Below are 17447 nucleotides of genomic sequence, written 5' to 3' on the forward strand. Positions count from 1 at the left end.
CTACTACGCAAAGCGCAGTAGTGTGCATAGCGTGGATAGCAGCCAGCTCCTCAAAGGCGTGCTCGACCTGGCCGTGCTCGCCGTGCTCAACGAGCGCGACGGCTACGGCTACGACGTCGTGCGCCGGCTGAGGGAGGCGGGCCTGGAGGAGGTGGGCGACGCCTCGGTCTACGGCACGCTGCGCCGCCTGTTCAAGGCCGGGGCGCTGACGTCGTACGTGGTCGCCTCGGACGAAGGGCCGCACCGCAAGTACTACGGGCTCAACGAGATCGGCCGGAGCATGTACGCCACCTCGGCCAAGACCTGGACCTCGTTCTCGGCGACCATGGCATCCCTGCTCAAGGAGGGACAAGCATGACCCCCGAACAGTACGCGCAGGCCGTACGGGATGCCCTGGCCGACCATCCCGAGCGGGGCGAGTTACTCGAAGACCTCGACGACCACCTGGCCGAGATCGCGGCGGAGTCGGAGCTACCGCTGGAGGACCGGCTGGGCCCGCCCGAGGTCTATGCCGAGGAGCTGGCGGCCGCGTACGGAGACCGCCCTGAGAGCGGCCGGAAGCGCCGGATCGACCCGCGGGGGTGGGCGCTGGGCGCGCACACCCGGCTGATGGACCAGGGGGCGTACCGGAGCTTCGTGGGCTTCCTGCCGGAGCTGCGCCCCGGATGGTGGGTGCTGCGCGGCTACCTGCTGGCCATGCTGCTGCTGGCGATGACCGGCGAGGGCGGGCTCGTCCCGTCGAACCCGGCCGGCTGGGCCCTGGCCGCGGCGGGCGTCTGGATCTCGGTCTGGATCGGCAGGCGGCACAGGGGGCGGCTGGCGGCGGGGCTCATGGGGGCGCTCAACCTGGTCGCGGCGCTGACGTTGTTCGCCGGGATGGTGGAGGCCGCTTCGTACGGCTCCGAAGGGGCGCGCGTCACCATGGCGGACCAGCCGTCGGTGTGGGTGGACCCGGCGTCGTCCAACTACGACGTCTACAACATCAAGCCGTACGCCAAGGACGGCACCCCGCTGAGCGACGTCTACCTCTACGACCAGGACGGCAAGCCGCTGACCACCAACCCCGAGGACTTCGGATACACGGTCGACAGGTCGTGCGGGGAGCCCATACTCAACCGCTACCCGCTGCCGCTGGTCAAGGACGGCCTTCCGGATCCACAGACCGCGCCGGAGCCGAGGCCGACCTGCCCGACGGCCACTCCCACTCCGAAGCCCGCCAAGTGATCGGGCACCATCGGTGTCATGAGCTTCGTACCTCCTGGCACCGGCTGGCCGGAAGACCCGGCGACCGCTGACACCCCGGTCGCCCTCGACCCCGCGGACGTGCGCCGCCTCGCCGCCACCAGTGACACCCTCGCGGAGCTCACGGCCAGACAGTCCGTCTGCCGTGCCTGTCCCCGCCTGGTGGAGTGGCGTGAGCAGGTCGCCGAGGCGAAGCGGCGCGCGTTCGCGGACGAGACGTACTGGGGCCGCCCGGTCCCCGGCTGGGGTGCCGAGCGGCCGCGGATCCTGCTGGTCGGCCTGGCCCCGGCCGCTCATGGGGGCAACCGCACCGGGCGGATCTTCACGGGCGACCGCAGCGGCGACTGGCTGTTCGCCTCGCTGCACCGCACCGGCCTGGCCGCGCAGGAGACCAGCACGCACGCCGGGGACGGGCAGGAGCTCTTCGGCGCGCGGGTGGTGGCCTCGGTGCGCTGCGCGCCGCCCGCGAACAAGCCGCTGCCCTCGGAGAAGGCCGCCTGCTTCCCGTGGATGGCCAGGGAGGTGGCGCTGGTGGCGCCGTACGTACGGGTGATCGTGGCGCTCGGCGGGTACGCCTGGCAGGCCGTGTGGCCCGCGCTCAAGGAAGCCGGCTACGAGTTGCCGCGCACCAGGCCGCCGTTCGGGCACGGGGCCGAGGTGGAGGTCCGCCACAGTGGCGCCCCCGTCACGCTGATCGGCTGCTACCACCCCAGCCAGCAGAACACGTTCACCGGCCGCGTGACCGCCCAGATGCTGGACGACGTCTTCACCAGGGCCAGGTCACTGGCTGTGTGACGCGTTCCACCACCCCCGGATTGGATTCATCAAGTGCGCTTGACGTAAGCTTGTGAATGCTTTCACAAGCACTCCACGAGGGATGGGGCCTCAGGATGAACAAGCACATCTTGATCGTCGGCGGTGGATACGTCGGCCTGTACACAGCGCTCCGGCTGCAGCGCAAACTCCAGCGTGAGCTGCGCGGCGGCGAGGCACGCATCACGATCATCGACCCCCAGTCCTACATGACCTACCAGCCCTTCTTGCCTGAGGCGGCGGCGGGTAACCTCTCACCCCGGCACGTGGTGGCGCCGCTGCGGCGGATCCTGCCCAAGGTGCGGATCCTCAACGGCCGGGTCACCAAGGTCGACCACTCCGAGCGCACCGTCACCTTCCAGCCGCCCGAGGGCGCGCCGCGCCAGGTGGCCTACGACGTGATCGTGATGGCCGCCGGATCGATCTCGCGTACGCTGCCCATCCCCGGCCTCACCGACATCGGCATCGGCTTCAAGGCCGTGGGCGAGGCCATCGCGCTGCGCAACCGCGTGCTGCACCTGCTCGACGTGGCCGAGTCGACCGACGACCCGGAGGTGCGGCGCAAGGCGCTCACGTTCGTCGTGGTCGGCGCCGGCTTCGCGGGCGTCGAGGCGCTCGCCGAGCTGGAGGACATGGCCAAGGACTCGACGCGCTACTACCGCAACATCAAGCCGTCGGACGTCCGCTGGGTGCTCGTGGAGGCCTCGAACCGGGTGCTGCCCGAGGTCGGCCCCGAGATGGGCAGGTGGACCCTGGAGCAGCTGCGCGAGCGCGGCATCGACGTCAAGCTCGAGACCCGCCTGGAGTCCTGCACCGACGGGCACGTGATCCTCTCGGACGGCTCGGAGTTCGACGCGGAGACCCTCGTGTGGACCGCGGGCGTCAAGCCCAGCCCCGTGGTCAACGACAGCGACCTGCCGCTCGACGAGCGCGGCCGGATCAAGTGCACCGCCATGCTCACCGTCGCCGGCACGAACGACGCCTTCGCGGCGGGGGACGCCGCCGGGGTGCCCGACGTCACGAACCCCGGCCAGTACTGCGCCCCGAACGCCCAGCACGCCGTCCGCCAGGCCAAGGTGCTGGCCGACAACATCGTCCGTCACCTGCGTGGCCAGCAACTGGTCGAATACCGCCACAAGTATGTCGGATCGGTTGCCGGTTTGGGCCTGCATCAGGGTGTCGCCAATGTCTATGGCGTCAAGCTTCGCGGATTCCCTGCGTGGTTCATGCACCGGACCTACCATCTGTCGCGGGTGCCGACGCTGAACCGCAAGGTCCGTGTCGTCGTCGATTGGACGCTGGCCCTGTTCTTCAAGCGCGAGACGATCTCGCTGGGTGAGATGGAGCACCCGCGTGAGGACTTCAGGGCCGCAGTCGCGACGACCCGTCGCTAGCCCAGGAACGGCAAGCGCCCCGGCGAGCCGCGCCGGGGCGTTTTCGGCACCCCTGGTCGCAAGCGGAAGGGGTGCCACGGGTGGGGCTCTCAGCGGTGACCGTGCTCGGCGTCGACCGGCCCGGCGTGATCGCCGCGGTCACCGGTTCGCTCGCCGACTGCGGAGCGAACATCCAGGACTCGACGATGACGTTGCTCGGCGGTCACGTGGCGATGATGCTGCTGGTGTCGGGCGACCTCGACTCGGCCGAGCTGCTGAAACGCCTGTGCGCGCCCGATCTCGTGGTGACCGCCTCCGCCATCGAGGCCCAGCGGCACTTCTGCGAGGAGGGCGGCGGTCTCGGTTACGTGCTGACCGTGCACGGGCCCGACCGGCCCGGGATCATCTCGGCCATCAGCGCCGTGCTCGCCGCTGACCGAGGCAACATCACCGGGATGAGCACCAGGCTCACCGGCCGTCTCTACGTGCTGATCGCAGATGTCGAGCTACCGAAGGAGGTGGACGTGGCGGCGCTCATGCGCAGGCTGGCGGCCGTCGGCGCCAGCCTTGACTCGGAGATCACCTTCCGCCCCGTCGAACCGGACCTGCTGTGAACGAGCAGGAGGACATATGAACGGGTGGGGCGGCGTGCCTTGGGCGGCGCCCGGCGGCCGTGATGTGCTCGGCGGCCGCGTGGGGACCCCGCGCGAGGTCCTCGGCGCCCCGCACCCGCTCCTGTCCGCCGCCGCGGAGCCGGTCGACCCCACCGCCCCCGAGATCGTGGCCGCCGCCGCCGATCTCCTGGCCACCCTCCGCCGGGAGCCCGCCACGACCGGGCTGGCCGCCCCCCAGATCGGCCTGAGTTGGCGCCTGATCGCCTTTGACGCCGGACTCCACCCTCGGAGTCGTTCGTGGGCCGGAGAGCTCGTCCTGGCCAATCCACGCCTCGCCAGAGCGTCCCACTGGGACCCCGGGCGCGAGGGCTGCACCTCCATCACGGGACTCACGGCAGATGTCCTCCGCGCCACCCGTATCACCGTACGTGGGCATTTGCCAGGTACGGGGGAGCCCGTCACCATCGAAGCGGATGCCTTCGAAGCCCGCTGCATTCAGCACCAACTCGACCATCTGGACGGTCTACTCTTCTTGGACAGAGTGCCCCGAGCCCTCTCACTTCACCGCAGACTTCACAGTTGTGACGCCTGATGCGAAGTTGTGCTCCTCTGAAGCATGGTCTGTTTCGTATGATTGCGGCGCCCCCGTAGCCCAATGGCAGAGGCAAACCCCTTAAAAGGGTTGACGTGCGGGTTCGAATCCCGCCGGGGGCACTTGCCGTCTTCATCGCCTTTAGGTCTCTGACCTGGAGGTTTACCGCGATCGTCGGACGGGCCTGCTGCGGCCGATATCGAGTTGTTACGGAGTTGCGCCGCCTCCGGGCGCTACGCCCCTGGTGGAAGGGGCTCTGGGTGCCGACGCCGGACCGGTTGAGCCCGACCTGGAGCGGCCGAGTAAGCTCAGGTGGGCGTCGTTTACTTTTCCCCTTCGGCCATATTGACAACGCGCTGACTTTCTGCCTCTTCGGGCTTCTCCCGAACGTTTCTTTCTGTGAATGCTTGACTACGCCCTTACTGCCGGTCTTTTCTCGTGGACGCTCAGTAAATGGCGCGCGTCGGGGAGCCGGTGCGGGGGTCCCGCCGGGGCCCTGGATGATCTTGAAGAGCGAGCTCGATGACCTTGGGAACTCTCGGCCGGGCACGTTCGTTGGGAAGCTGCCGAAGTCCCGAATGAACATCGATCTAACACGTCAGTTGACCAAGGTGCCGCCGCGCCCCGTAGGCTCGGCGTCACAGGAGGCAGCGATGGAGAGCAAGAACCCCGTTTTCAGCAGGTCGCGGCAGCAGTCCGCGGGCTGGGCCGGACCGGCCCCGTCCCCCGACCAGCTGCAGAACATGTACGACGCGCCGTCGTACGCGCAACCCACTCGGCCCGCGTACCGCACCATGACGCTAGACGACGTCGTCGTGCGCGGGTTTCTCACCCTCGGGGCTCTCGTCGCGGCCGCTGCCGCGGCCTGGGTCCTCAACGTCCCGCCCGGGGTCGCCATCGGCGCCGCGGTCGTCGCACTGATCCTCGGGCTGATCGCCTCGTTCACCCAGAGCACCAACCCGGCGCTCATCCTGGGGTACGCCGTCTTCGAGGGCGTGTTCCTCGGCAAGATCAGCTCCGTCTTCGAGGGCCTCGTCAGCGGCATCGTCCTGCAGGCCGTGCTCGGCACGGCGTTCGCGTTCGGCGCGGTGCTGACGGTCTACTCGTTGCGGATCATCCGCGTCACACCCAAGCTCGTGAAGTTCGGCCTCGCGGCCGGCATCGCGGCGCTCGGGCTGCTGCTCGTCAACCTGATCCTCGGCTTCTTCGTCGACGGAGGCCTCGGCCTGCGCACCGACAGCCCGATCGGCTGGGTGTTCAGCATCGTCATGATCCTGATCGGCTGCTTCTTCCTGCTGCTCGACTTCGACTCGATCGAGCAGGGCGTGCGGCAGGGGGCGCCGGAGAAGTTCGCCTGGCAGTGCGCGTTCGGTCTGACGCTGAGCCTGGTCTGGATCTACCTCGAGGTGCTGCGGTTCGTCAGCTATTTCACCAGTAGTGACTGATCGTTAACGTCTGCGTCACCATGGAGGGCCTCGCCGTTCAGGCGGGGCCCTCTCCGTGTGCGACCGAAAATCTACGTGCCGTCACGAAATGATGCCTGGTTAGGGGCTTGCCATTCGGACGCTGGTGTTGCAGTGTCGAGCAAAGGACCGTTATCCGCGGAGGTGCCCATGTCCTTGAACCACTCACCGGAGACGCAGACAAAGCTGATCGCAAGGGTCCCGTCCATAACGGGGCGCGAACTCCCCGAGTGGTTCCAAGCCATCGACAACGGCCCGGCTTTCCTGAGGTGCGACGAGCGGGCCAACTGGCTTGCCGACGAGCACGGGCTATCCCACGGCTACGCCGCCGCGATCGTGCACGAACACGAGCGGCACCGCCGTAACCGCATGGGCTTCATCTAAGCCCATCCATCCCCGCGCCCGTGCCCTAAAGCGCGGGCGCGTCCTCATGGGCGTCATCATGAGGGGATGGACCTCGACAAGGCACTCGCCTTCCTTCGTACCCACCACCACGCCGTCCTGCTCACCAGGCATCGCGACGGGCGCCCGCAGATGTCCCCGGTGGTCGTCGGCGTCTCGGGCGGCCAGATCATCGTCAGCACCCGGGAAACGGCCGCCAAAGTCCGCAACGCCCGCCGCGACCCGCACGTCTCGCTGTGCGCCTTCACCGACGGCTTCTACGGCGAGTGGATCCAGGTGGACGGCACGGCCGACATCCTGTCGCTCCCTGAGGCCATGGACGGCCTGGTCTCCTACTATCGCGACATCTCCGGCGAGCACCCGGACTGGGACGACTACCGCGCCGCCATGACCCGCGAACGCCGCGTCCTCCTCCGCATCACCCCCCACCACGCCGGCCCCGACACCCACGGCTGACCCCCAGACCGCCTCACACGGCACTGGGCGCCGGGGCGGTGGTGTTCGGGCGCAAGGGAGGCGGTGGGGGACGTAACCGGGCAACCGTGGGCTCGCGTAACGGCGCTCAGCCGGTGAAGGGTCAGAGGCCGTTTCCTGGAAGGCCCTCAGCCGGAGTGCGGTGGGTGGTTGCCCGGGCACCGCGTAAAAAGAGACGACCAATCGTCAGAGGCGTTCGAGGATCATGGCCATGCCCTGGCCGCCGCCCACGCACATGGTTTCGAGGCCGATGCTCTTGTCGTGGTGCTGCAGGCTGTTGATCAGCGTGGACGTGATGCGCGCCCCCGTCATCCCGAACGGGTGCCCCACCGCGATCGCCCCGCCGTTGACGTTGAGCCGGTCCAGCGGGATCCCCAGATCCCGGTAGGACGGGATCACCTGGGCGGCGAACGCCTCGTTGATCTCCACGAGGTCGACGTCCTCGATCGCCATCCCCGCCCGCGCGAGCGCCTGCTTCGAGGCCTCCACCGGCCCCAGTCCCATGATCTCCGGGGAGAGCCCGGTGACCCCGGTCGAGACGATGCGGGCCAGCGGTGTGATTCCGAGTTCGGCCGCCTTCACGTCGCTAATCACGATCACGGCCGCCGCCCCGTCGTTCAGCGGGCAGCAGTTGCCGGCGGTCACGGTCCCGTCGGGCCGGAAGACCGGCTGGAGGGTGGCGACCTTCTCGTACGTCGTTCCCGCCCGCGGCCCGTCGTCCTTCTCCACCACCGTCCCGTCCGGCAGCGTCACCGGCGTGATGTCCTTGGCCCAGAACCCGTCGGCCAGCGCCTTCTCCGCCAGGTTCTGCGAGCGCACCCCGAACTCGTCCTGCTCCTGGCGGGTGACCCCCTTGAGCTGGGCGAGGTTCTCGGCGGTCTGCCCCATCGCGATGTAGATGTCAGGCACGGCGCCGTCCTCGCGCGGGTCGTGCCACACCTTCCCGCCCTCGGTGAAGGACTTGGTACGCGCCAGAGCGTCCAGGAAGAGGGGGTTGTGCGTGTCGGGCAGCGAGTCGGAGTTGCCCTTCGTGAACCGGGACACGGTCTCCACCCCGGCCGACACGAACACGTCCCCCTCGCCCGCCTTGATCGCGTGGAAGGCCATCCGCGTGGTCTGCAGCGACGAGGAGCAGTAGCGCGTCACGGTGGTGCCGGGCACGTTGTCCAGCCCGAGCATCACCGACACCACCCGGGCCATGTTGAACCCCTGCTCGCCCCCGGGCAGCCCGCACCCCAGCATGATGTCGTCGATGGACGAGGGATCGAGCTGGGGCACCTTGGCCAGCGCCGCCTGGATCATCTGCACGGTCAGGTCGTCGGGGCGGATGTCCTGGAGCGAGCCCTTGAAGGCCCGGCCGATCGGGGAACGCGCGGTCGCGACGATGACTGCCTCGGGCATGGCCCCTCCTTTGTCGGGTGCTACCGATAGAACTATATTCCGGTCCTATCCGTACATACCCGGCGCGGTGGAGGTTTGGTCGTTGATGGCGTGGATGGCCCCCTTCTCGTCGCGCCACAGCCGCCACCCGTCCTGGCTGCCCGTGAACCACGGCGGCGGCACGACCGTGCCCTTGACCCGCTTGCCGGTGGCGAGGTCGTACTCGCAGACGGCGGCCGTCGAGTAGAAGCCCGGCGCCTGCCCGCGCAGCGGCAGCGGCTTGGGGTCGGTGACGCAGAAGGACCAGCCGTGCTGCTCCTCCACCGGCACCGGCTTGCCCGAGACCAGGTCGAACGCCGTGCCCTTGGCGTCGTGCTTGAGGAAGCCCAGCTTGTCCATCCGGTCGGGGAAGGCCAGCCACCAGCCGGACCCGGGCACGTCGGCCGCGCTGACCTGCCCGACCACCCGGCCGCTCTCCGAGTCCAGCCGGGCGAAGCCGCCGTAGGCCCCCTGGCGGTCGACGGGGCGTACGACGGGGGCGTAGCCGGGGTTGCCGCTCGGATAGACGCGTACGACCGAGGGCCGCATCCAGTTGATCGTCCCGTCGGCGATCTTGACGGAGAAGAGGCCGAAGGTGGAGACCTTCTTCGTCTGGGGGTTCGTGTAGGGGGCGACGTAGCCGACCAGATTGTCGCCGGCCGCTCCGAACGCCCACCCGCCCGACATGTCGATCCCCGGGCCGAGCGCCTGCTCGATCGGCTGCTGCCACCGGAGCTTGCCGGTCTTGAGCTCGTACGACTCGATCATGGGGTTGGCGGCCAGCCTGAGCAGCAGGACCCGGCTCGGGTCCGACCACTCCACCTCCGAGATCCCCGGCAGCTTCCACAGGGTCTTCCCGGTGGCCGGGTCGAGCACCACCATGCGGGCCTTGGTCAGGGCGGTGTGCTCCGACACGCACACGTACGGCCCGCACCGCTGCGGCCCGAACGTCGAGTGCACCGGCCTGCTCCACTTCTGCGCCCCCGAGCGCGCGTCGCGGGCGATGAGCGTGGCGTTCCAGCGGCCGTTCTTGGCCGGGTCGAGCGCGACGACCACGCCCTGGCCCTGGGACGTCTCGACGATCGCCGGGGCCGAGACGCCCATGCCGGGCAGTCGGCCGGCCATCGTGGCCGGGTAGGCCCACAGCCGCTTGCCGTCGCGCAGGCCGACCGCGACGGTCTCCAGCGAGCCGTCGGGCTTCATGGAGGTGGCGGCGACGACCCCGCCCGCCACCGCCATCCGGCTGACGGCGTTGACCTGGGTGTTCTGCCAGGTCGGGAAGTTCGGGGTGGTGGCCGCGTCGCTGCCGGAGCAGGCGGCCGCGGCGAGGACTCCGACGAGGGTTCCGGCGAGGGCGACGGACGGTTTCCAGAGGGGTCGCTGCACGGGCAATCCACTCCAAAGGGGACGAGGAGTGGCGACGCGGGCGCGCAGAGTAACCGACATTCGGCTCGGCGGGCCTTGACGGGGGACGTCAGGCGTCGTCGAGCGTCTCGCCGAGCCGGGACGTCAGACGCCGGGCGTCGTTGAACGTCTCGCCGAGCCGCCGGCGGAACAACGTCGCCCACTTTCCGTGCAGGCCCGTCGCCCGTCCGTCGACCCGGGTCGCGGTGACCTCGGTGCCGGGCTCCTCCGCGGCCGTAGCCGCCGCAAGGTAGATCGGTTGTAGTGCTTCGCCGCGTGCGGGACGCGGCTCAGGCCACAGCCCCAACGCAGCGCACACTGACGGTAGCACCGCGTAAGCGGCCTGCGCGTAACCTCGGGCAGATGGATGGAAACGATCCGGTCCGAACATTTCTGTCGGATTTGTAGCGAACTCGGGGCCCAGGAGGTCGGCGAACGCCACCGTACGGCCGCCCGCGTCCACCACCGCCACCGTCTGCGCCGCCGCTAGCTGGCGGCTCCATCGCCGCGCCACCCAGCGCAGCGGCTGCCCGATCGGCCGCACCGTGCCGAGGTCGGGACAGGTGCCCACGACCACCTCGACCCCCGCGTCACGCAACCGCCGCACGGCCTTGGCCAGATGGCGTACGGCGGTCGCGGGCGCCGTCTGCGTGATGATGTCGTTGGCCCCCACGAAGATCACCGCGATGTCGGGCTCCACGGCCAGGGCCTTGTCCACCTGGTCGCCCAGTTCGGAGGAGGGGGCGCCCGACTTGCCGACGACGAGCAGGCGTACCGGGCGTTCGGCGACCGAGGCCAGGCCGTACGCGAGCAGCCCGCCGGGGGTCTGGGCGGGGTCGGTCATGCCGAGCCCGACCGAGGTGGAGTCGCCGAGCATGACGATCTTGAGCGGCTCGCCGGGGAAGTCCCCGTACGTGCCGTCGGAAGGCGGCCCGTCCAGGCCGTGCGGCTGCCCGATGGCCCTGCGCGCGAGCAGTCCTTCGGCGATCAGCAATCCGTACGCCGTCGCGCCGAGGGCCGTCAGCCCACCGCCTCCGAGCGCGGCGGCCGTGGCTATCTTGCGTGCCGCGCGCGCCATACCAGCTGGCCAGACCACGGTGCGTGCCCTCCTAGTCGAACTCAGCGGTAGCGTTTGCTTGAAAACTAGCTGAGTGCCGGCCACCCCCACTGGATCTCGGCCACAGGCAAGCTGACCAAGCTTCGGTAAAGAAGGTGAACACCTCGGTGCGCGTTTACGATTCCCTGGTTGATCTCATGGGGAACACTCCGCTCGTCCGGCTGCACAAGGTCAACGCGGGGCTGTCCGCACAGGTGCTGGCCAAGGTCGAGTACTTCAACCCGGGTGGCTCGGTCAAGGACCGCATCGCCGTCCGGATGATCGAGGCCGCGGAGGCGTCCGGCGAGCTGCGTCCGGGTAGCGTGATCGTCGAGCCGACCTCCGGCAACACGGGGGTGGGCCTGGCGATCGTGGCTCAGCAGAAGGGTTACCGGTGCCTGTTCGTGGTGCCGGACAAGGTGGCCCAGGACAAGATCGCGGTCCTCAGGGCGTACGGTGCCGAGGTCGTGGTCTGCCCGACCGCCGTCTCGCCCGACCACCCCGACTCGTACTACTCGGTCTCCGACCGGCTGGCCCGCGAGGTGCCGAACGCCTGGAAGCCCGACCAGTACTCCAACGTCAACAACCCCGACTCCCACTACCACTCGACGGGTCCGGAGATCTGGGAGCAGACCGAGGGCCGGATCACCCACTTCGTCGCGGGCATCGGCACCGGCGGCACGATCAGCGGCACCGGCCGCTATCTCAAGGAGGTCTCCGGCGGCCGCGTGAAGATCATCGGAGCCGACCCGGAGGGCTCGGTCTACTCCGGCGGCACCGGCCGGCCGTACCTGGTGGAAGGGGTGGGCGAGGACATCTGGCCCGCCACGTACGACACCAAGATCTGCGACGAGATCATCGCGGTGTCCGACAAGGACTCGTTCACCATGACCCGCAGGCTCGCCCGCGAGGAGGGGCTGCTGGTCGGCGGCTCCTGCGGGATGGCGGTCGTGGCGGCGCTGCGGGTGGCGGCCACGGCCGCGCCCGACGACGTGATCGTCGTGCTGCTTCCCGACGGCGGGCGCGGCTACCTGTCCAAGATCTTCAACGACGACTGGATGGCCGACTACGGCTTCCTGACCACGTCCTCCGAGGAGGGGCTGGTCGCCGACGTGCTGGCGCGGAAGGGGGCGGGGCTGCCGGAGTTCGTGCACGCGCATCCGCACGAGTCGGTGGGCACGGCCATCTCGATCATGCGCGAATACTCGGTGTCCCAGCTCCCGGTGATGAAGGAGGAGCCGCCGGTCATGGCGGCCGAGGTGGTCGGCTCCATCGTCGAACGTGATCTCCTCGAAGCCCTCTACCACGGCAGACTCTCCTCCGACGACCCGATCGGCGATCACATGTCGGCGCCACTACCCATGATCGGCAGTGGTGAACCTGTGGCCCGTGCGGTGGAAGCGCTGGAGAAGGCCGATGCGGCCGTTGTGCTGGAAGACGGCAAGCCCTCGGGCATGATCACCCGCCAGGACCTGCTCGCCTTCCTCGCGAATCACTAGGGTTTTTTGATCGACTCGATCACGGTGCCGAGCCCCTCGTGGCCCCGGCCCTCGGCGTCGGCGCGCTCGAACAACGTCTTGAGCGCGCCCGGCACCGTGGTCTCCAGCCCGGCGTCGGCCAGTGCCTCCACGGCGTGGCCGAGGCCGACGGCCTGCATGTGCAGGGAGTTGAGCTCGCCCGGATACTTCCCGGCCGCGAACTCCTCGGCCAGGATCCTGGCGTACCCCATGGGCCCGTCACCGCCCAGCTGGGTGAACAGGTCCTGGGCGAACGGCAGGAACTCCGCCGGCGCGGTCCCCGCCGTGCGCAGCATCGCCATGGCGTGCATGAAGCTGGTCAGGCTCGACCAGAAGATCAGGAGCTGGGCCTGGTAGTACATCATCGCCAGCGCCCGGTCCTGCCCGACGTAGGTGACCTCGCTCAGCGCCTCCAGCGTCCCGGCGTGCCGGTCGAGGACGTCCTTGGGGCCGCTGTAGAAGGTGTACGCGCCCGGCCGGCCGATCCCCGGCGGCGGGACCATGATGCCCGCCGTGATCAGCGTGCCGCCGCGCTCCTCCACCCACCGGGCCGCTCGGCGCAGCGCCTCCGGGGTGTCGGAGCTGAGGTTGACCACCACCTTCCCGTCCAGCCGGGCGTCGCCGAGGCTGTCGTACATCGCCTGGTAGCTGATCTGGCTGACCACCAGCAGGTCGCCGTCCGCCGCGCTCGCCGCCTGCCTGGCGCCCTTGGCGACCAGCGGCGCGGTCTTGCTCGCCGTACGGTTCCAGACCGCCACCTCGTGCCCGGCGGCCAGGAACGTCTCGGCCATCGTCGAGCCCATCGGGCCCATCCCCACAACTGTCACTTGACTCATGCCCGACACCCTCGGGCACGCCGCTACGGAAATCCTTCGGCCCCGCCACGGGTTGGGTACTGACGTGGTGCGATTCGGGGTGCTGGGGCCGCTGGAGGTCTGGGCCGAGGACGGCTCGTCCGTCCCGGTGGCCGAGCCCAAAGTACGCGCGCTCCTCGCCGACCTGCTGGCGCACGGGGGCGGGCCGGTCTCGGTGGACCGGCTGATCGACGACCTCTGGGGCGCCGCGGCCGGGCGCAACCCGGTCGGCACCCTCCAGGCCCGCGTCTCCCAGCTGCGCCGCGCCCTCGGCGACCCCAGCCTGGTCGTGCACGGGCCCGCCGGGTACCGCCTGGCCTCCCACGACTGCGACGCCCGGCGATTCCGCTCCCTCGTGGAGCGCCGGTCCCCTGATCTGCGCACGCGCGCGGCCGAGCTGGAGCAGGCGCTGGCGCTGTGGCGCGGGCCCGCGTACGCCGACTTCGCCGACGCCGCCTTCGCGCTCCCGGAGGCCGCGCGCCTGGAGGAGACGCGCCTCACGGCGCTGGAGGAGCAGGCGGAGGTACGCCTCGAGCTGGGCGAACCCGTGGACCTGGGCGACCTGGTGGCCCGCCACCCGCTGCGCGAACGGCTGGTCGCCGCCCACATGAAGGCGCTCTACCGGGGTGGGCGGCAGAGCGAGGCCCTGGCCGCCTACGAGGGCCTGCGCAGGCGGCTGGGGGAGGACCTGGGGCTCGACCCGTCACCCGCGCTGGCCGGCCTCCACCAGGCCATCCTGCGCCAGGACACCGGCCTGACGCCCCGGCCGCCCGCCTCCGCGGCGGTGCCCGCCACCAACCTGCCCGCGCCCCTCACCGACCTGATCGGCCGGGAGGGGGAGCTGGCCGAGGTCCGCGCGCTGCTGGCCGCCTCCCGCCTGGTGACGCTCACCGGGCCGGGCGGCGTCGGCAAGACCCGGCTCGCCCTGGCCGCCGCCTCGGACGCGGGGCCGGACTTCCCCGACGGGGTGTGGCTGGCCGAGCTGGCGGGGGCGGCCGAGGCCGCCGAAGCGGTCGCGGCCGTGCTCGGCGTGCGGGACGACGACGCCGCCCCGCTCGCGCCCAGGCTGGCCGGTGCTCTGGCGGGCAAGCGCATGCTGCTCGTCCTCGACAACTGCGAGCACCTGGTGGAGCAGGCGGCCGAGCTGGTCGCCACCCTCCTGCGCGCCGCCCCGGGGCTCCGCGTGCTGGCCACGAGCCAGGAGCCGCTGGGCGTGACGGGCGAGTCCGTACGCGTGGTGCCGCCCCTGCCCGAACCCGAGGCCGTACGGCTCTTCACGGCCCGGGCGAACGTCCCGCCGAGCGAGACCGTGGCCACCATCTGCCGGCGCCTCGACGGCATCCCGCTGGCCCTCGAACTGGCCGCCACCCGCGTGCGCGCCCTCGGGGTGCGGGAGCTGGCCGACCGGCTGGACGACCGGTTCAGGCTGCTCAGCGCGGGCATGCGGGACGCGCCGGCGCGGCAGCGCACGCTCCGGGCGATGATCGACTGGAGCTGGGAGCTGCTGACCGAACCCGAGCGCGTCGTGCTGCGGCGGCTGGCCGTGCACGCCGACGGGTGCACGCTGGACGCGGCCGAGGAGGTGTGCGCCGAGCCCGGCGTCGACGTGCTCGACACCGTGGCCAGGCTGGTGGACCGGTCGCTGGTGGTGCGCGTGGCCGGGCCGCGCTACCGGCTGCTGGAGTCCGTGACGGCGTACTGCGTGGAGAGGCTGCGGGAGGCGGGCGAGTACGACGCGATCAGGGAGCGCCACGCCCGCCACTACACGGCCCTGGCCGAACGGGCGGACCTCAAGGGGCCGGGGCAGCGGGAGTGGCTCGCCCGGCTCGACGCCGAGAGCGCCAACCTCCGGCTCGCCCTCGCGGGACCGGAGCCGCTGCGCCTGGTCAACGCCCTGGCCTGGTACTGGTTCCTGCGCGGGCGCCTGCGCGAGGCCCGCCGCTCCCTGTCGGCGGCCCTGGGGACGCACGCCGCCTCCGGGGCGAAGGCGGCGCGGGCGTCGGTCTGGCTGGCCGGGATCGAGCTGCTGATCGGCGAGCCCGCCTCGCCGGTCCGGCGGGCCGAGCTCGACCCGGCGGGCGCGGCACTGGCCGACTGGTTCCTGAGCCACGTCCGGTGGGCCTACGGCGACCGGCGGGCGCACGAGGTGGCGGCGGAGCGCGCGCTGGCGGCCTACCGGGAGCTGGGCGATCAATGGGGTGCGGCGGCGGCGCTCTGCCTGCGGGGGAAGCTGGCCGTCGGCCGGGCCGACCTGGCGGCGATGGAACGCGACGGCGAGCGGGGCCTGGCGATCTTCCGGGAGCTCGGGGACGAGTGGGGGCAGATCGAGGCCATGGACGTGCTCGACCGGGCGGCGGAGATCCGCGGCGACTACGCCGGGGCCGCCCGGCTGCGGGAGGAGGCGCTGCGGCTGGCGGAGGAGCTGGGGTTCGAGGTGTCGTTCAGGGTGGCCGCCCTGGGCCGGATCGCGATGTTGTCCGGCGACTACGCGCTGGCCGATGACCGCCACGAGCGCGCCAGGCGGCTGGCGGTCGAGCAGTCGTACAAGTCCGCAGAGGAGAACGCCGTGCTCGGCCTGGCCCTGAGCGCCCGGCGGCAGGGCAGGTACGAGGAGGCGGAGTCGTACCTGCTGTCCCTGCTCGACTGGCTGCGGCAGGTGCGGGGGACGCCCGGGATCGCGTTCGTCATGGCGGAGCTGGGCTTCGCGGCCGAGCAGCGCGGAGCCGCGGCGCTCGCGCTGGCCAGGCATCGCGAGGGGTACGAGGCCGCGCGGGCGAGCGGCGATCCCCGTGCGGTCGCGCTGGCGCTCGAGGGCCTGGCTGGTGCCCTGTCGCTCGACCAGAAGGGCAGGCACGTGGAGGCGGCCAGGCTGATCGGGGCGGCCACGGCCATGCGGCAGGCGGTGGGGGCGCCCCTGCCGGTGGGCGAGCGGCTGGACGTGGAGCGGATCGGCGGCCGGCTGCGTGCCGTCCTGGGCGGCGAGGCGTTCGAGCAGGCCCTACGGGAGGGGGAACTCGGCGACCACCTCCCAGGCCCCCTCGGCGGACGGGCCCGCGTAGAGCCTGCCGCCCAGCGCCTCCACCCGCTCGGCCATCCCGACCAGCCCGAACCCGCCGCCGAGGCGCGACACCTTCGGATCTGACCCCGACCCGAAGTTCCGCACCCGCAGCACCACCACCTTCTCGAAGCGCCGCAGACCCGCCTCGACCCAGGCGGTACGGGAGGCGTGCTTGCGGATGTTGGTCAGCGACTCCTGGAGCACCCGGTGCAGGGTGGTCATGACCTCGGGCGGCAGCGTGCGATCGTCCAGCCCCTGCCCGATCTCGAACGCCACCTTCGGCCCTTCGGCGGAGAACCGCTCGGTCAGCATCCGCAGGTCGGCCAGCGTGACGCCGGGTTTGCGGGCCGCGTCGTCCTCGGTGCGCAGCACCGTGACCATGCGCCGCATCGAGGTCAGCGCCTCTGACCCGGCCGTGGCGATCGCGTCGAGCGCGGGCGCCACCGCCTCCGGCTTGGTCTCGGCGACCGTGCGCGCGGCCTGGGCCTGGACGACGATGCCCGTGATGTAGTGGGCGACCAGGTCGTGCAGCTCCCTGGCCAGCTCCAGGCGTTCCGCCCGCCGTACCGAATGGACGGCCTCCGTGCGGCGCTCCTGCTGGAAGCGGAGGTAACCGCCGACCCCGGCCGCCGTCGACCACCCCGCGAACAGCAGGAACGAGAACGCCAGCCCCGCGTTGTTGTACCTGCGCCCGACGGCCTCGGCCAGCAGCACGATCAGGCCCACGCACGCGAGCACCGCCGCCCGCCGCACCGGCTCCACGTGCCGCAGCACCCCGATGATCAGGATGAGCAGCGATCCCGTCTCCGCCATGCCGGGCACGCCCGTCGTGTCAATGCTGCCGATGACGATCGACGTGCTGAACGACAGGGCCAGCATGATGCTGAACCCCTCGATCCGGTAGCGGCGCCGCAGCACCACGGCCGCGATGCCGGCCGCGCCGCAGAAGGGCACCAGCCACTGGACGCCTCCGGTGACGCCGGCGAGCACGAGGTCGAGCAGCAGCATCATGCCCAGCCAGCCGAGCATCGCGATCTCGCTCAGCCGCCGGATCCAGTACACGATGCGCTTGCTCTCCACCACGGCCCCGAGCCTAGGCCGGAAGTCGGACATCTCGTATCAACCG

The 17447-nt window shown here is 70.8% G+C and carries 15 protein-coding genes, 1 tRNA gene and 1 pseudogene; 12 read left to right on the forward strand and 5 right to left on the reverse strand.

Features of this window, described 5'->3' with window-relative positions; translation table 11 throughout:
- Window positions 1-31 precede the first annotated feature (31 nt).
- From ACIBI9_RS27325 to ACIBI9_RS27370, 10 genes are all read left to right on the forward strand, one after another.
- Window positions 32-358: a PadR family transcriptional regulator gene (locus tag ACIBI9_RS27325; RefSeq protein ID WP_397225595.1), complete on the forward strand. Its 327-nt coding sequence runs from the start codon at window positions 32-34 to the stop codon at window positions 356-358.
- A complete protein-coding gene (locus ACIBI9_RS27330) occupies window positions 355-1224 on the forward strand; it encodes a hypothetical protein (protein WP_397225597.1) in 870 nt (289 codons plus the stop codon). The genes ACIBI9_RS27325 and ACIBI9_RS27330 overlap by 4 nt, the downstream gene beginning before the upstream one ends.
- An 18-nt stretch (window positions 1225-1242) precedes the next feature.
- The gene (locus ACIBI9_RS27335) at window positions 1243-2037 is read left to right on the forward strand and encodes a uracil-DNA glycosylase (protein ID WP_397225599.1); all 795 of its coding nucleotides are present in this window, start codon (window positions 1243-1245) and stop codon (window positions 2035-2037) included.
- Between the two features lie 95 nt (window positions 2038-2132).
- Window positions 2133-3449 (forward strand): NAD(P)/FAD-dependent oxidoreductase, encoded by a 1317-nt coding sequence (locus ACIBI9_RS27340; RefSeq protein WP_397225601.1) that lies wholly within the window; start codon window positions 2133-2135, stop codon window positions 3447-3449.
- A gap of 80 nt (window positions 3450-3529) precedes the next feature.
- Window positions 3530-4042, forward strand: a complete 513-nt coding sequence (locus ACIBI9_RS27345; protein WP_394496154.1) for a glycine cleavage system protein R — start codon at window positions 3530-3532, stop codon at window positions 4040-4042.
- A 16-nt stretch (window positions 4043-4058) separates the two neighbouring features.
- Window positions 4059-4634: a peptide deformylase gene (locus ACIBI9_RS27350; protein ID WP_397225603.1), complete on the forward strand. Its 576-nt coding sequence runs from the start codon at window positions 4059-4061 to the stop codon at window positions 4632-4634.
- A 49-nt stretch (window positions 4635-4683) separates the two neighbouring features.
- A tRNA-Leu gene (locus tag ACIBI9_RS27355) sits at window positions 4684-4756 on the forward strand.
- 531 nt (window positions 4757-5287) lie between these two features.
- A complete protein-coding gene (locus tag ACIBI9_RS27360) occupies window positions 5288-6079 on the forward strand; it encodes a Bax inhibitor-1/YccA family protein (RefSeq protein WP_397225605.1) in 792 nt (263 codons plus the stop codon).
- A 168-nt stretch (window positions 6080-6247) separates the two neighbouring features.
- Window positions 6248-6481, forward strand: coding sequence for a DUF4287 domain-containing protein (locus tag ACIBI9_RS27365; protein ID WP_185068609.1), 234 nt, complete (start codon window positions 6248-6250; stop codon window positions 6479-6481).
- A gap of 66 nt (window positions 6482-6547) precedes the next feature.
- Complete coding sequence (locus tag ACIBI9_RS27370; RefSeq protein ID WP_397225607.1) at window positions 6548-6955, forward strand: PPOX class F420-dependent oxidoreductase; 408 nt, start codon at window positions 6548-6550, stop codon at window positions 6953-6955.
- Between the two features lie 204 nt (window positions 6956-7159).
- Here the strand turns inward: ACIBI9_RS27370 and ACIBI9_RS27375 are convergent, their stop codons facing one another.
- From ACIBI9_RS27375 to ACIBI9_RS27385, 3 genes are all read right to left on the reverse strand, one after another.
- Complete coding sequence (locus ACIBI9_RS27375) at window positions 7160-8374, reverse strand: acetyl-CoA C-acetyltransferase (RefSeq protein ID WP_397225609.1); 1215 nt, start codon at window positions 8372-8374, stop codon at window positions 7160-7162.
- Window positions 8375-8419: 45 nt separating this feature from the next.
- Complete coding sequence (locus ACIBI9_RS27380) at window positions 8420-9778, reverse strand: PQQ-binding-like beta-propeller repeat protein (protein ID WP_397225611.1); 1359 nt, start codon at window positions 9776-9778, stop codon at window positions 8420-8422.
- An 88-nt stretch (window positions 9779-9866) separates the two neighbouring features.
- Window positions 9867-10874 carry an SGNH/GDSL hydrolase family protein gene (locus ACIBI9_RS27385; RefSeq protein WP_397225613.1) on the reverse strand — a complete coding sequence of 336 codons (1008 nt, stop codon included), beginning with the start codon at window positions 10872-10874 and terminating at the stop codon, window positions 9867-9869.
- 146 nt (window positions 10875-11020) lie between these two features.
- Between ACIBI9_RS27385 and ACIBI9_RS27390 the strand changes: the two genes are divergently transcribed.
- The gene (locus ACIBI9_RS27390) at window positions 11021-12391 is read left to right on the forward strand and encodes a cystathionine beta-synthase (RefSeq protein ID WP_397225615.1); all 1371 of its coding nucleotides are present in this window, start codon (window positions 11021-11023) and stop codon (window positions 12389-12391) included.
- Here ACIBI9_RS27390 and ACIBI9_RS27395 read toward each other — a convergent pair.
- Complete coding sequence (locus ACIBI9_RS27395; protein ID WP_397225617.1) at window positions 12388-13245, reverse strand: NAD(P)-dependent oxidoreductase; 858 nt, start codon at window positions 13243-13245, stop codon at window positions 12388-12390. The two genes, ACIBI9_RS27390 and ACIBI9_RS27395, sit on opposite strands and share 4 nt — an antisense overlap.
- Window positions 13246-13309: 64 nt before the next feature.
- Here ACIBI9_RS27395 and ACIBI9_RS27400 point away from each other — a divergent pair, with 64 nt between their 5' ends.
- Complete coding sequence (locus tag ACIBI9_RS27400; RefSeq protein ID WP_397225619.1) at window positions 13310-16405, forward strand: BTAD domain-containing putative transcriptional regulator; 3096 nt, start codon at window positions 13310-13312, stop codon at window positions 16403-16405.
- Here ACIBI9_RS27400 and ACIBI9_RS27405 read toward each other — a convergent pair.
- Window positions 16328-17434 (reverse strand): annotated as a pseudogene (locus ACIBI9_RS27405) (sensor histidine kinase); the annotation flags it as partial. The gene ACIBI9_RS27400 and the pseudogene ACIBI9_RS27405 overlap by 78 nt on opposite strands.
- Window positions 17435-17447 lie beyond the last annotated feature (13 nt).

The organism is Nonomuraea sp. NPDC050451, from assembly GCF_044458585.1.

Excerpts from the sequence above, each read along its gene's own strand:
- ACIBI9_RS27360 (WP_397225605.1), top strand. The coding sequence starts at position 5,288 with ATGGAGAGCAAGAACCCCGTTTTCAGCAGGTCGCGGCAGCAGTCCGCG.
- ACIBI9_RS27385 (WP_397225613.1), bottom strand. The coding sequence starts at position 10,874 with ATGGCGCGCGCGGCACGCAAGATAGCCACGGCCGCCGCGCTCGGAGGC.
- ACIBI9_RS27340 (WP_397225601.1), top strand. The coding sequence starts at position 2,133 with ATGAACAAGCACATCTTGATCGTCGGCGGTGGATACGTCGGCCTGTAC.
- ACIBI9_RS27335 (WP_397225599.1), top strand. The coding sequence starts at position 1,243 with ATGAGCTTCGTACCTCCTGGCACCGGCTGGCCGGAAGACCCGGCGACC.
- ACIBI9_RS27350 (WP_397225603.1), top strand. The coding sequence starts at position 4,059 with ATGAACGGGTGGGGCGGCGTGCCTTGGGCGGCGCCCGGCGGCCGTGAT.
- ACIBI9_RS27375 (WP_397225609.1), bottom strand. The coding sequence starts at position 8,374 with ATGCCCGAGGCAGTCATCGTCGCGACCGCGCGTTCCCCGATCGGCCGG.
- ACIBI9_RS27365 (WP_185068609.1), top strand. The coding sequence starts at position 6,248 with ATGTCCTTGAACCACTCACCGGAGACGCAGACAAAGCTGATCGCAAGG.
- ACIBI9_RS27330 (WP_397225597.1), top strand. The coding sequence starts at position 355 with ATGACCCCCGAACAGTACGCGCAGGCCGTACGGGATGCCCTGGCCGAC.
- ACIBI9_RS27370 (WP_397225607.1), top strand. The coding sequence starts at position 6,548 with ATGGACCTCGACAAGGCACTCGCCTTCCTTCGTACCCACCACCACGCC.
- ACIBI9_RS27395 (WP_397225617.1), bottom strand. The coding sequence starts at position 13,245 with ATGAGTCAAGTGACAGTTGTGGGGATGGGCCCGATGGGCTCGACGATG.